This window comes from Lacticaseibacillus thailandensis DSM 22698 = JCM 13996 (assembly GCF_001436135.1).
In the GTDB taxonomy this organism is placed as follows: Bacteria; Bacillota; Bacilli; order Lactobacillales; family Lactobacillaceae; genus Lacticaseibacillus; species Lacticaseibacillus thailandensis.
In genome coordinates this window covers 1-14070 of the sequence record NZ_AYZK01000001.1, presented here as the reverse complement: position 1 = coordinate 14070, position 14070 = coordinate 1, and the positions used below count along the sequence as shown (strand labels likewise).

Annotated in this window: 11 protein-coding genes, 1 tRNA gene and 1 pseudogene; 2 read left to right on the top strand and 11 right to left on the bottom strand. The window is 55.7% G+C overall.

The window, feature by feature from the left end; genetic code table 11:
- Positions 1-27 precede the first annotated feature (27 nt).
- The 8 genes from FD19_RS00060 to FD19_RS00030 form a co-directional block, all read right to left on the bottom strand.
- A complete protein-coding gene (locus FD19_RS00060; protein ID WP_054749142.1) occupies positions 28-501 on the bottom strand; it encodes a nucleoside 2-deoxyribosyltransferase in 474 nt (157 codons plus the stop codon).
- Between the two features lie 140 nt (positions 502-641).
- The gene (locus FD19_RS00055; protein ID WP_056968819.1) at positions 642-1787 is read right to left on the bottom strand and encodes an ArgE/DapE family deacylase; all 1146 of its coding nucleotides are present in this window, start codon (positions 1785-1787) and stop codon (positions 642-644) included.
- Positions 1788-2125: 338 nt separating this feature from the next.
- The gene (locus FD19_RS09915; RefSeq protein WP_263848826.1) at positions 2126-2248 is read right to left on the bottom strand and encodes a hypothetical protein; all 123 of its coding nucleotides are present in this window, start codon (positions 2246-2248) and stop codon (positions 2126-2128) included.
- A gap of 73 nt (positions 2249-2321) precedes the next feature.
- Positions 2322-4145 (bottom strand): ABC transporter ATP-binding protein, encoded by a 1824-nt coding sequence (locus FD19_RS00050; RefSeq protein ID WP_156321840.1) that lies wholly within the window; start codon positions 4143-4145, stop codon positions 2322-2324.
- Positions 4138-5877: an ABC transporter ATP-binding protein gene (locus tag FD19_RS00045; RefSeq protein ID WP_054749139.1), complete on the bottom strand. Its 1740-nt coding sequence runs from the start codon at positions 5875-5877 to the stop codon at positions 4138-4140. The genes FD19_RS00050 and FD19_RS00045 overlap by 8 nt, the downstream gene beginning before the upstream one ends.
- 179 nt (positions 5878-6056) lie before the next feature.
- A complete protein-coding gene (locus tag FD19_RS00040) occupies positions 6057-6878 on the bottom strand; it encodes a sugar phosphate isomerase/epimerase family protein (protein WP_056968816.1) in 822 nt (273 codons plus the stop codon).
- Positions 6879-6889: 11 nt separating this feature from the next.
- Complete coding sequence (locus FD19_RS00035) at positions 6890-8092, bottom strand: MalY/PatB family protein (RefSeq protein WP_054749138.1); 1203 nt, start codon at positions 8090-8092, stop codon at positions 6890-6892.
- 87 nt (positions 8093-8179) lie between these two features.
- Entirely contained in the window at positions 8180-8803 is a 624-nt protein-coding gene (locus FD19_RS00030; protein WP_054749137.1) for an endonuclease III domain-containing protein, read from the bottom strand.
- A 247-nt stretch (positions 8804-9050) separates the two neighbouring features.
- Between FD19_RS00030 and FD19_RS00025 the strand changes: the two genes are divergently transcribed.
- On the top strand, positions 9051-9908 hold the full coding sequence (locus FD19_RS00025) for a metallophosphoesterase family protein (protein WP_225353383.1): 858 nt from the start codon (positions 9051-9053) through the stop codon (positions 9906-9908).
- 68 nt (positions 9909-9976) lie between these two features.
- On the opposite strand, the gene FD19_RS00020 is transcribed toward FD19_RS00025, so the two are convergent.
- The 3 genes from FD19_RS00020 to FD19_RS00010 all read right to left on the bottom strand — a co-directional run bounded on the left by FD19_RS00020 (position 9977) and on the right by FD19_RS00010 (position 12512).
- Positions 9977-11176, bottom strand: coding sequence for an MFS transporter (locus FD19_RS00020; protein ID WP_235804131.1), 1200 nt, complete (start codon positions 11174-11176; stop codon positions 9977-9979).
- Positions 11177-11454: 278 nt separating this feature from the next.
- Positions 11455-11527: transfer RNA gene (locus FD19_RS00015), tRNA-Thr, on the bottom strand.
- Between the two features lie 160 nt (positions 11528-11687).
- On the bottom strand, positions 11688-12512 hold the full coding sequence (locus FD19_RS00010; protein WP_225353382.1) for a matrixin family metalloprotease: 825 nt from the start codon (positions 12510-12512) through the stop codon (positions 11688-11690).
- A gap of 206 nt (positions 12513-12718) precedes the next feature.
- Here FD19_RS00010 and FD19_RS00005 point away from each other — a divergent pair.
- Positions 12719-14006 (top strand): annotated as a pseudogene (locus FD19_RS00005) (replication-associated recombination protein A).
- Positions 14007-14070: the final 64 nt, after the last annotated feature.

The window sequence follows — 14070 nt, the reverse complement described above, 5'->3', positions numbered from 1 at the left end:
GGATCTACGGGATCAATCAAGCAAACTTTAGTAAGCTTTGCCCTGGTACACAACGTAATTAGGAAAGTTAAAGTTGTAATCCGTCAAATCGGCGACGTTAATCACCGCCGTGACACCAATTGCTGGCATTAGGTTGATTGGCATTTCGTTGCCATCTGGTAGCACGAGAATGACGGGCTTCCGGATTCCGTAGGCATACCCAATTTCCCATAGAACGCCCGGATCACTGTTCTCCAATTTGGGGTCATACAACGCAATCACCAAATCCGTGTTGTTGATGCCCTGAACATCACCATTAAAGGTCGCCATCTGCCACTCGGTGTCAGAGAGCAATTCTGGATGTTCCGTCGTGTCCAAACCCTTGTACTGGTGTGCCAACGGCAGGTAGCTGTTGTCCATATCAACAGTGGTGTTTTGCTTCAGTGCCGCAACACCCGCGTTCATCAGCGCAGTTTGTTCTGGATTGAACCAGCTTGATGCAATATATGCAGTTTTTGTCATTAGTAACCATCCTTCAAATAAGTTGATGTTAACAGCATATCATCATTTCACTGGTTACGGGGACACCCACCAACCGTAATGTTTCCCAACTAAACCGCTCCCATCAGGTCAATCAGCGGCGTACATTGTCGTGGAACAATTTACCACTGGGCCAGCAAGTGGCCATACACGGCTAAAGCCTGATTAAAGTCGGCTAATTCGACAAACTCATCAGTCTGATGTGAAGTGCCGTTGCCGGGACCGTAGATGGCTAAAGCCGTCCCCGGTAAACACATCAGCGCGGCATCAGTAATGCCGGTGTCCCCCGCAACGGGCGCCGGCGCCAACTGCTCAGCGGCCCGCGCCGCTTGCACAGCCTGGACCAACGGGTTATCGGCCGGAGTGCCAACCGGGTCCAACGTGGAATCAACGCTCAAGTCCAACGTCACACCCGGGACATTGACCGCCGCAACCGCTTGGTGCAAGGCCGCGACAAACTGCGCGTTGTTTGCTGTAGGAATGGTGCGAATGTTACCACGCAGATGGCCCGCTTCGGGGATGATGTTGACCTGAGCCCCGCCATTGATCAGGGTAATGGCGTGCGTTGGGTGCCCCAATAGCGGTGCGGTTTGGGCGAGTAGTGGTGCCACTGCCGTCTGCGCGGCCTGATGGAAGGCAACCAAACCGTCAATGGCGTTAGCCCCCAACTCCGGCTGCGAGGAGTGCGCCGCTTTGCCCCGTGCCGTCACCGTGTAATCGATAATGCCACGCTGGGCGGGCTTGATGACGCCCTCACTGGGCTCACCCACCAAGAGTGCCTCCAGGTGGTCGGCGTACCCCGCCGCGGCCAACTGGCGGGCCCCGTAGTTGTCCACTTCCTCACCCACGGTGGCGAACAACACCACTGGGTGCACCGGATGCGGGACCGCGGTCGCCTGCCGCTTCAGGGCAACTACCAACGCGGCCAGTCCGGCCTTCATGTCGGTAGCACCCCGACCGTAGATGCGGCCACCAACGACCGTAGCTGTGAAGGGCGCGTGTTGCCATTGCTGCTCGTCGCCAGCCGTGACCACGTCCATGTGGCCGTTCAACCCGAGCAGGTGGTCGGTGCCCTCACCATAACGGATTACCAGGTTGTCGCGACCTGGCGCAAAGTTGACGCGGGTACTCGCCAGCACCCCAGACGCAATCAATGGTTGCAGGTAATCCTCAATAATATCGGCCACCAAACTTTCGTCCTGACCCACCGTGGGTACGGCCATAATTTTTTGCAATAACGTGAGTGCTTCAGCTGGATAATTTGACATGAGAGCCTCCTGAATGACTTAATATGCAAGAAAGTGAATTTTTATGTTGTCTCAAGTATAGTCATTTGGCGGGGTTGGGGCAAGGCGGGAGTTAGTGCAACGAAGATAGAACGGGGGGGGCCGTGCGCGATCTGTCTGCCAATTGCTATCGGACCTCTGTCTCTCGGCTGGGCTGCGCGCAGCCTCCGAGTGGCGGCGAGTATGCGCTAAAGCGCTAACTCGCCGCGCAAAAAAAATCCTCCGCGAATGCACATAGCGCACATTCACGAAGGATGGTTGATAGACTGTAAATTATCATGTGATTGACGTTGAACCCCACAACTATTTGCCATCGCGGGTTACCGCTTCATGGCTGCTATAGCTTGTTCAACCGTTAGACCGCGCCCGACCTTGTGACTGTCGTGCTGATCAATCGCAATAAATTCTTGCGTCTTCATATCAAGTTGTAAACGATACTGCATAATATTACCTCCATTCATGTTTCGTGGTGCGAATGGTCTCGAGGTAGCGAATACTAGTATATTACACTCTTTCTTACTTTTTGTCAATGTCATGCTGGAACTGACTTTGGTATAGCTGGTAATAGAATCCATGTGCCGCTAATAATTCTGCGTGCGTCCCTTGTTCCACCACGCGCCCACCATTGATCACCACAATGGTCGTGGCCCGCTGAATCGTGGACAGACGGTGCGCAATCACAAAGCTGGTCTTACCCTGCATCAGGTCCGCCATCGCATGTTGCACATCCAACTCGGTATTACTGTCGATTGAACTCGTGGCTTCATCCAGCACCAGCACCGGCGCATTCGTCACAAAGGCGCGCGCAATACTCAATAACTGCCGCTGCCCTTGCGATAATCCCGCCGCGTCCTCCGTCAACACCGTCGCATACCCCTGCGGCAGCTGCCGAATAAACGTATCCGCGTGCGCACGTACCGCAGCGGCTTGAACCTCTTCATCCGTAGCGTCAAGACGTCCGTTGCGAATATTATCCGCTACGCTAGCCGTAAACATGTGCGATTCTTGTTGTACCACCGTCACCAACCGCCGTAGGTTTTGCCGTTTGATGGTGGTAACATCCCGACCGTCCAAGAAGACCGCCCCCGCTTGCAGGGGGTACAAGTTTGTCAGTAGGTTCATCATCGTCGTCTTTCCGGCCCCAGTTGGCCCCACGATGGCCACCGTATCCCCGGGGTGCGCCGTAATATTAATGTCGTGCAAAATTTCGTGTCCGGGCACGTAGGCAAAGCTGACGTGGTCAAAGCGCACCGCCCCCGTGGTGGTCGTGACTGCCACCGCGTCAGGTTGATCCTGCTCTGGCTGTTCATCGATGACCGCAAACACCCGCTCCGCGCTGGCCAATGATAGCTGCAGCGTGTTGATCAGGTTCAAGGTGTTGTTAATGGGCCCAGTAAAGTTGCGCAGGTAGATCAGGAAGGTAAAGATAACCCCCACCGTGATGCCACCGCGATCGCTCACAATGGAAATGGCCCCAGCCGCCGTAATCAGCAGGTAAGCGAGGTTGTTGGTCATGTTGTTAAACGGCCCCATGGCCCCACTAAACAGTTGTGCCCGGTAAGCAGCCGCGGTGTACTCCGCGTTGGTGCTAGCAAAGTGGCGTAACGTGGCCGCTTCGTGGTTAAACAACTGCACGGCCCGTTTACCCGAAACCGATTCCTCAATCTGACTGTTCAGGTCCCCCAGCGCTGCTTGTTGCACCGTAAAGGCTTTTTGGGTCACCCGTGCCGCCATGCGGGAAAATGAGTACGTCATGACCGTGCTCAATAGCACGATCACGGTCAGTAGCGGGCTGAGCACGATCATGGCCCCCAGCATGCCCACCACGCTAATGATCCCGGTAAACAGTTGCACAAACGTCTGCATCAACGCCGTGTTGATGTTATCCACATCGTTAGTGAGTGTACTCATCACGTCACCATTATCGTGGGTATCAAAGTAGCGCATGGGTAACCGTTGTAGGCGAGCAAAGATGTCGTGGCGAATCCGCGCACTCGTATCCTGAGCCACGTCGATCATGGTGGCATTCTGCCAATAGGTGAACGCACTGGAGACTACATACATCCCCGCCAACATCAGGCAAATGATGTACAGTCCCCGCAAGTTGTCTTTGGCAATGTACGTGTCCACAACGATGCCGTTGATCCGGTTGCCTACAATCGTCACGGCCGTAGTGACTACCGTCATCAAAAACACGCCGACTAGGCGCCACTTTTTGCTGACAAGGTACGACCAGATCCGGCGTACCGTCCCGCGCCAATCATTGATGGTTACTTCAACGTGCACTCCACGTGGTGTGCCGGGACGGCGCCCACCGCCCATGTTACCAACATTACGCATTTGCATTGGCTACCGTCTCCTCGCCAAATTGGGCTGCCACCAGCCGTCGGTAAAATGACGACGTCCGTATCAGTTCCGCGTGCGTGCCGCGACCGGTGATCCGACCACCCTCTAGCACAATAATCTGGTCACAATCCACCAGGTTACTAATCCGCTGGGAAATAATCATGGTAGTCCGACCGCGTCGACTAGTACGCAACCGCTGCTGAATCCGCGCGTTGGTTTCTTGATCCACCGCGCTGGTAATATCATCCAACACCAAAATGTCGGAATCAGCCGCCAGTGCCCGGGATAAGTTCAAGCGCTGCCGTTGACCACCAGAAAAATTCTTTCCGTGTTGCTCAACCGGTAGGTCCAACCCACCACCAGCCGCATCGATAAAGTCATCCGCTGCGGCATCGTGTATCGCCCGGGCTAAATTGGAGTCCGTGCCGTCGGGTTGCCCGTAACGCAGATCATCGCGCACACTCCCGGAAAACAGCACGCTGTCCTGCAGGGCCACCGCCACTTTGTGGTGCAATTCGGTGAGCGTCAGCGCCTGTACGTCCGTGCCACCGACCATGATGTGCCCCTGATAATCATCAAAGGCACGGGTCAGCAGGTTAACCAACGTGGTTTTACCACTCCCCGTTGTGCCAATTACCCCCAGCCAGGTACCATCGGCCACGTGGAAGTCAATATCGGCCAAAATGGGCCGCTTGCCGTAGCCAAAGCTGACGTGGTCAAAGTCGAACCCACTACCAGCTGGCAGTTGGGCGTGCCCCGGTTGCTGGTCCAGCGCGTCCGCCTGATTTTCCTCATCAAGCGCGGTCCGCACCCGAATAGCACTGGTACTGGCCCGTGAAAAGGCGGTGATGATGTTGACCGTCCCGATCATGGCGTTGGTAATTTGAATCATGTAATTGACAAAGGCAATAATTTGCCCGTCCAAAATGACGTGCTGCATGTCCAGCCGGCCACCGTAAGCCAAGGCAATCACCACCGCCAGGTTCAGGACCAGGAGGATGACCGGCGACAAGATGATTGTCGAGTGTTGTGCCACCTCACTATCACTTTGGAGCTGCTCGTTGGCCCCATTGAAGCGGTGGTATTGACTGTCTTCCAGTGCGTAAGACTTAATGGTCTTCATCCCGTTCAAGTTTTCCCGCATGATTTGGTTTACGTGGTCAATGCTTTGCTGCACACGCGTAAACAGCGGGACGCTCCGCCGCACTACTAGCACCATAAAAATCAGCAGTAACGGCATGACGATGAGCAACAACCAGGCCAATTGGGGACAAACGATGACGGACATAACGGCCCCGCCCATCATCAACAGCGGCGCACGCACCATCCCCCGTACCATGATCAGCACGAGGTTTTGCATTTGGATCACATCGTTAGTGATCCGCGTAATGATGGTAGCCGGCTGCAGTCCCCGGGGGTTACGACTAGTCAGTGCCACCTGTAGCATGTGTTGCCGCAAGGCTGCCCCCATTTGCAATGAGGCGTAACTCCCTAAAGCGTTACACGACACCCCCGCCACAAGGCCCACGACCGCAAAGAACGCCATTAACGCGGCGGTCCGCAATACGTAGTGCATGTCACCTTTGCCTAACCCGTTATCGAGAATGCGGGACATCAATGTTGGTTGCTGCAAGTCCGAAAAGACTTCCCCGAGCATCGTGAGGGGGGCTAAAATCAAGCAAACCAGTGCTTTCCCATGTGTATGTTTAAAAACGATGTTGAACAAATCCGTGCGGCCAGAACTATAGCCTGGTCACTACCCCCTTTTTATCGGCGTAAACCACCGTTATTTGGCTGGTGGTGCAATAACCTTTGCTGCCATAAAGCACAATCGGCGTGTAGCCCGTGCCCACAACTTTGCAGTTGTCAGTACGTGCTACACGCCGATTTATCGGTTCAGCACACCTATTGTTGAATCTTGCGGGCCACCCCTTCGAGGTATTGGTGACTCGCCAACATTTCCTGGCAGCGCCACTGGTCCGCTAAGTTAATTTCGTAAATCCGCGAGGCGGTCGGATTAAGTTCCGACAACACCCGCACCCAATCAATTTTACCAGTCCCTAACGTCAGACTGTCGTGCGTCTGCCCCATGGAGTCCACCAGGTGGTAGTGCCGCACTAGTGGGGCCAGGTGGTGTAAACTGGCAATCAACGCGTCATTATCACCATGTAGGACGATAAAGGCGTGACTAACATCATAGGCCAATGGTAACCCCAAAGCCAGCAGCTGATCCTCAAAGGCGGGTACCCCGTACTGGAACGTGGGCAACATACTGTTTTCAAACACCACGTGCCCCTGAGCCCGGCTCCGCAACTCACTGAGTCGTCCCAACACCACGGCCTGGGCAGTACGCAGGTTCGGCCAGTCACCAACGAGGTCAGGTTCCCCCGGCTTCTGGTTGTAGCCCCCATGAATCAAGGCAATCGTGCCGGTTGCCCGGGCAAAGTCGACCAAGCGCCGCGAGCTGTCCATCACGAACTGGTACAAATCGGGGTGGACGTCCGCATTGACACATAATTCACACCGCCAACCGTGCCATTTCATGGGGTGATGCAGCACAACCCGGGGCACCGTGGCTTGTACGTGCGCGACCACCTGGGTGAGGTGCACCCACCCAGTGTCGGTGAAGTCGTCCGCCGTCAGGTGAAACTCAAAGACATCCGGATGGTACTGGAGGCGGTCCGCAATTTGGTCTTCGTCAGTACTAGCCTTTAACCCTAATTGCATCCTGAGACCCCCTACTGTGCCCGTACCGCCCGCACGATCCGCTGGGCGGCTTCATCCACGATCTGCGGATCCGTTGCTAGGTTCAAGCGGATATACGTCGCCGTGATGGGTGCAAACCATTCACCGTAATCAACCGCCAGGTGGGCCTGCTGCTGCACAAAGTCGTGCAGGTGGGCCGCATCAACGTACGCGCCCAGGTCGACAAAGCTCAGGTAAGTGCCCTGCAAATCATCAACCCGCACGTCCGGCGCCCCCGCAGCGAGAACAGCCTGCAAGTGCGCGTAGTTAAAGCGAATGACCGCTAGCAGGTCATCAAACCAAGCCTCACCCTGACGGTACCCAGCCTCGGCCGCGACCTGGCCCAACATGGTGCCAGCGACGTTATCGACCCGCTGCGCGTACTGGTCATAGTCCGCCCGCAGTGTAGCGTCAGGAATCAACACGTGACCATTATTGAGTGCAGCCAAATTGAACGTCTTGGAAGCCGCGTTAAGGACAATCAAGTGTTGCAACTGGCTCGGTGTGGCTACCGCCAGCGCGGAGGTAAATTGCGGTCCAGTAACTTCAAAGTCCTGGTGGATCTCATCGGCAACCACGATGACGTGGTACTGCTCCGCCAGCGTTAAAACGCGGCGTAACTCGTCAGCCGTCCAGATCCGGCCCACCGGGTTGTGCGGGGAGCAGAGAATCAGTAACCGGGGATGCTGTTGCGCAAAGACCTGTTCTAGGCGGTCAAAGTCAATTTGCCATCCCGTAGCGGTCCGCTGCAGGTCGGCTGACACTACTTTGCGTCCCTGGTCCTCAATTGCGTGCATGAACGGGTAGTAGACCGGCTCCATCACCACGACCGGTGCCCCCGGTGCGGTTAACCAGTCCACCATCATGTAGAGTGCCTTAACGATGCCCGTCGTGAGGCGCACCCAGTCGCGCTGAATGGTCACACCGTGGCGTCGCTGCATCCAGTCAGCCAACGCAGCGTAATAACTGTCTGGCGTGAAGGAATAACCGTACACCCCGTTAGCAACCCGCGCCGTCAACGCGTCGCGCACGGCTTGGGGGGCTTTGAACTCCATGTCCGCAATCCATAATGGCAACAGGTCCGTGGCGCCAAATTCACCCTGCAAACCGTCCCACTTTTCTGAATTCGTACCGCGTCGATCCACCAAGTTGGCATCAACAAACGCTTTTACTGCTACTGGTAACTGCACTGCCATCACCGTACCCCACTTTCCACAATATCAATAGCTTTATGGTAGCAGAAACCCTACCAATGAACAAAAAAACAGGCCTACCGCGCGCCGTTAGGACAGCCACGACTCGTCCGCGTCGGCCTGGCGCCGCATCAACTTGCCGTGCTCATCGATCACCGCGTGCCAGTCCTGCGCCAGTGCCGCCGACACCCCCGTCATCAACGGTGCGGTCGCGCGCTTCATCGCGGTATACGTGGTGTAGTTTCCGGCACCAAGCCGGGCAAACAACTTGCGCGCGTAATTATCGGCGACAAAGACTGGCCGGTTAAACATGTACAGCAGCATGTCGTCCGCCGTCTCTTCGCCGACACCGCGGATACCCAACAATGACTTACGTAAAGCGGGCGTGGGGACGGCCGCCAACGCCGACAATTTGCCACCATGATCCTGGTACCACTGGAGCAACGCCCGAATCGCCTTGGTTTTCTGGTGGTAAAAGCCCGACGGCCGGATCAACTGTTCCAGCTGATCGGTCGGCATCGCCGTTAACTGCGCCACCGTCATGAACGGCATCATCCGTGCAATCACCTTTTCGGTGTTCCGCCCCGTGGTCTGTTGCACTAAAATCATCGCGATCCAGTCGGCTAGGCGATTATAGTTTGACCACCAGTGCTGTGGGCCATAGTGGGCCATTAGCCGGTCCAAAATCTGTCGTTGTCGCGTCTGTAGATTCATACTGTCACTCGCTCCTTACCACATTATCGTTGACTGCTATCCGTACCGCCCCGCACTTGCGCTTACAATCGACGGTCCCGGCACGAACGGCACCATCAGCCTTGCAGCCGGTCGAAAGACAGTTACTTAAAATAAGTAATGCCCGCTTTCGATTATAGCACAAGGCCTCACGCTTGCCGGCACGCACGTGCTTGTTTTACCGTGCCTGGGTGTCATAATGATAGTGATAACGGATGGAGGTAATTTAATGATGACAACTAAACAACACCGCGTCGCCATCCTCGGCGACGTCCACGGAAATTATAGTGCGTTGCGCGCCGCACTGGCAGACGCCGACGAGCAAGGCGCCACCGACTACATCGTCCTGGGCGACATTACTAATCGGGGGCCGGAGCCAGAACGGTGCCTGCGCGCCTTGCGTCCACTCCACCCGCTCGCGTGGGTCCTGGGTAACCACGAAGAAGTATACACGAGTCTGTTAGCGCACCGGTTCGTCGACTTTGCGGATAATGCCAAAGCCGTGATGGCCATCGTGACGTCTGCCTATGACCGCCGCCATCTGACTGGTGACGAGTTCCGGTGGCTAGCGAGCCGACCACTCCACCAGGACGTGACGGTTGGTGGAGTGCACCTGAGCATTTTCCACGCGACGCCGGAAAAGTGTCGTGGCCATTATACTGAACCCATGGCCCCCCAAGACCACTTTGACCAGGTGCTCGCCGATAGTCACGCTGACCTAGCCTTCTACGGGCACACGCACCAGCCCGTAACCCGGCGAACGAGCGACGGGCGGTACGTAATCAATCCGGGGAGCGTTGGGCAGTCCACCACCAAATGGATTCGCGGCGAAGTTGGCCGCGCTTGCTACGGCCTCCTGGATGTAGCCGATGGTGGGGTTCTCGGTTGGACGCAACGCTACGTACCTTACGACGCGGCGGCCGAAGCCGCATTAGCGGGAACCAAGGACGTGCCGTACGCCCAGCTATACCAGCGTTTAGTGACCACTGGTGAGTTCACTTACACCACCGAGAACGTCGCTGCAATCAACACGCGTGATCAACTAGGTACCGTCGCCGACAGCGCCATTACTGCTGATGAATGGTAATACACAAAAAAATGCGGTCTGCCCGAGCAATTTCGGGCAGACCGCCTTTTTACATGCTGACTAATAAGCTAATCGTCCCTTTCCCCAGCGCGTACGATCTTGACGGGTTCACGCCACACCAGGTGCCCAACCAAGCTCACCAGCAGAAAGACGGCCGCAACCACGCAAACGCCATTCCAGCCGAATCGTCCCCAGGCCCACGTGGCAAAGAACGTCCCCAGGGCACCGCCCATAAAGTAGCTGAACATGAAGACGGAATTGTTGCGGCTCCCAGATGTGCGACTCAGCGACTGGACGATGGCTTGGTTGGAGATTTGGCCAAACTGGGTACCCAAATCGAGTAGCACAATACCGATGACCAGTCCCAGTAGCCAATGGCCGAGTAGCCAAAAGGCGACGAACGCCAAGGTGGAAAACATAATGCCCATGCCGATGGTGCGTCGCGGCGAGACCCGGTCAACCAGCCGCCCAATATAAGGCGCGAACAGGACCCCGGTGATTCCCAACAGACCCATTAAGCCAGCCACGGTGCTGCCAAGCTTAAACTGATCAGCCAGGTAGAAGGCTAACGTTGACCACAAAACGTTTGAGACTCCAAACAGGGTAAAACCATTGATGGCCGAGCCCTGCAGGTGCTTCTGTTGCCGCAGTAACCGGGGCAACGACCGTAAAACCTGAGCATAGTTCAACTGCTGGTGGCCGCGCGGATCTTGTGGTAAGTACCAATGGAGTACCACTAAGAGGATCACCACGGCGATGGCCGCGACCAGGTACACACTTTGCCACGGCCAGAAGCCGGCCAACAAGCCACTCACTGACCGAGAAAGTAAAATCCCGGTGAGCAGACCACTCATGACGCTGCCCAGCACCCGACCGCCGTGTAACCCGTCCGCGAGGTAGGCGGAGAACGGGATAATCATTTGGGGGGCAACAGAGGTCACCCCGACAAGGAGCGAGGCTGCACCAAACCAAATAATGTTTGGTGCAGCGTATGCCGCTAGTAACGACACCACGGCCAGTACAAGCATGAACTGAATGAGATGATTGCGGTCAAAAATATCTCCCAGTGGCACTAGTAGCAGCAGGCCAAAAGCGTAGCCCAGTTGCGTCAGCATGGCCACCACGCCGACGGTACCACGGGTCACATTGTAGCTTTGCGCAATCAACGCCTCTAGCGGCTGAATGTAGTTGAGGTTGGCCACCACGATCCCGGTAGCAATCGCAAGCAACAACACTTGCCCCCGCGTTAGTCCCCTTTTTTCTGTCAATGTCTTTACCAATCCTTCCTGACTGACCGACAACATTGGTGTACTTTCAGCACAAATTTTCAATTTATGCCACGTACTGATAGCTTAAAGCACCTATCCCTGTTTTGCCAGGCAGCTATTTCAACATACCTTTCATCCTACCACAACATGTTGATCATACAGTGGGACTGGCCCAACTCATGGCCTTAGGGGTGACTGCGGATGCTGGTCCCGCACCGAAATTAGCATACAAAAAGACCGAATGTCAGGTGACATCCGGTCGACGTGTGGTACCTTGCTGCCGTTTACTGGACTCGGACCAGCGACCTACGCTTTACTAGAGCGTTGCTCTACCAACTGAGCTAAAACGGCAAAAACTGTTTGGTGCCCTTAAGCACAAGAAATATATTACCATACGATTCACGCCGTGTGTACCTCTTTTTGCAATTTTCTCGCATAAAAAACCTGTTTACACTAATCATTGAGAACATAATAGCACCCTAAACGGTTTCAATAACAGCACTAATTAATATTATTGTTGGTCGTAAATGACCTTCAATCCGGCCAAATCTGCTGGCGATAAATGGGTGAGCCCCTGATCGATTGGGTACATCACGGAATTGCGACTGGTACTATGGTCGAGGCCGAGGGCGTGCCCTAGCTCGTGAATCGCGACCGACAACTTAATCGCATCGGCATAATCAACGTTCAGCCGGGCCGTACTCCGGTTAACCACTGCCGTGACTTGACCTCTACTACTGATGCGCTGCACTATTTCTGGACCACCTTTGCCCAGCTCTAACGTTCCGCCCGCGTCTGCCCCCATGCGCTTATTGTAGACGCCCAAGGTGATGCGGTTTTGCAGGTTCGTCCCCTGACCGGCCCGTAGCGACACGATTCCAGTCGCGTTATAAACCGCCACCGCCTGCGTGAAGACCCGTTGAACGGCCGCTGGGGTATCCGCTTCAAAGTGGTAATAGTACGTATTGGCTAGCTGAACACCCTGCACAATACTTTCAATGGGGGTCTGTTCGGCGTTATCGCTATTACTGCTGGCTGTGGTCGTCGCATTTCTGGTCGTGGCGCTAGCGCTGCTGCTAGTAGTCTGCGACTGGGAGCTGGAACTACTACTATTTATGCTCACGTCACTAGTGGCATCCCGCCCGATACGGTTGGCCAAGTGTTCCAACGGCGGGAACTGCACCAACACGCTCCGCAGACCACCCAAATAGCCTTTGACCTTGGCGACCATCTCCGTCCGGGAAATGTTCACCCGCGGATCGAGCTTGATCCATACCCCCGTGGCCAAAACCGCGACCGGCACCAATACCAGGGCTAACCATGACTTGCTTTTCATGATGGACCTCCTTTCCCATCCCCGCATTGACCCTGACCAGCCACCTAGTTTAAGGTGGTGGGGACGATTGTATTACTTGTACAAAAGCTGCCCACAGGTTGTTGGGCAACACCGCACACCGTTTTAAGTAACCTAAATTGTACCATGCAGTGGGGCCTGACACCCCACGCGTAAGGCAAAAATAATTTTCAGAAAGGAAACCAACTATGCAACACCCATTAGCATACCGCATGCGTCCCCGCAACCTGGACGAGGTCGTGGGGCAACAACACCTCGTCGGCCCGCACCAGATCATCCGGCGTATGGTCCAGGCGCACCGATTAACCTCAATGATTTTGTACGGACCACCCGGCACCGGTAAGACCAGTATTGCCAGCGCCATTGCTGGGGCCACAAAGTATTTCCTCCGCATGCTCAACGCCGCTACGGACACCAAAAAGGACCTGCAGATTGTCGCCGAAGAAGCCAAAATCAGCGGCACCGTCATTCTCCTCCTGGACGAGATTCACCGGCTCGACAAGTCTAAGCAAGACTTTCTCCTCCCGCACCTCGAATCCGGCCGCATCATCCTGGTGGGCGCCACTACGGAGAATCCCTACATGAGCATTTTGCCCGCCATCCGCAGCCGGGCCCAGATTTTCCAGGTCTTCCCGCTCAGCCCCGACGACATTAGTACCGCCGTCGATCGGGCCCTACACGATGAGGAGCGGGGCCTGGGCAAATACCCCGTCAACTTAACGGCAAGCGGGCGGGACTACCTTATTGCGGCCACCAACGGCGATTTGCGTAGCGCGCTCAACGCCCTCGAACTCGCTACCTTGTCGACCCCAGAAAAAGACGGCCACATCACGCTCGATGAGCAGGTCATGCACCAATCGTTGCAACAGCACGCCCTCGACGGCGACGCCAACGGGGATGCCCATTACGATCTCATTTCAGCCTTCCAGAAATCAATCCGGGGTAGCGATGTGGACGCAGCCTTGCACTACCTCGCCCGTCTCATCGTCATTGGCGACCTACCCAGCATTTTGCGGCGACTACTGGTCATTGCGTATGAAGATGTTGGGCTGGCCAACCCGCAAACTGCTAGCCGCACGCTGACCGCCATCGAGGCCGCCGAGCGTCTGGGGTTACCGGAAGGCCGCATCCCCCCTCGCTAACGCCGTCATTGACCTCTGTTTGGCACCGAAAAGTAACACCGCCATCACCGCCATCACCGCCATCGACGCTGCCATTGCGGATGTGCGGGCGGGCAAAACCGGCGCGATTCCTGACGACCTCCGTGATGCGCATTACAAAGGCGCAAAGGCCCTCGGCCACGGTGTGCATTACCAGCTGCCGCATGATTTCCCAGGTGGTTGGGTCCGTCAACAGTACCTGCCCGATAACTTACGCGGTAAGCACTACTATGAGCCCAAACAAACGGGGAAGTATGAGCAAGCTTTGACCCAACGCCTGGCTCAACTCCGCAGCCTCCAACAAGGTCGCCAGTAACGCAAAAGCCCCACTACCAAAGTTGGTAGTGAGGCTTTTAATTGTTACCATCTGCCGCGAACAG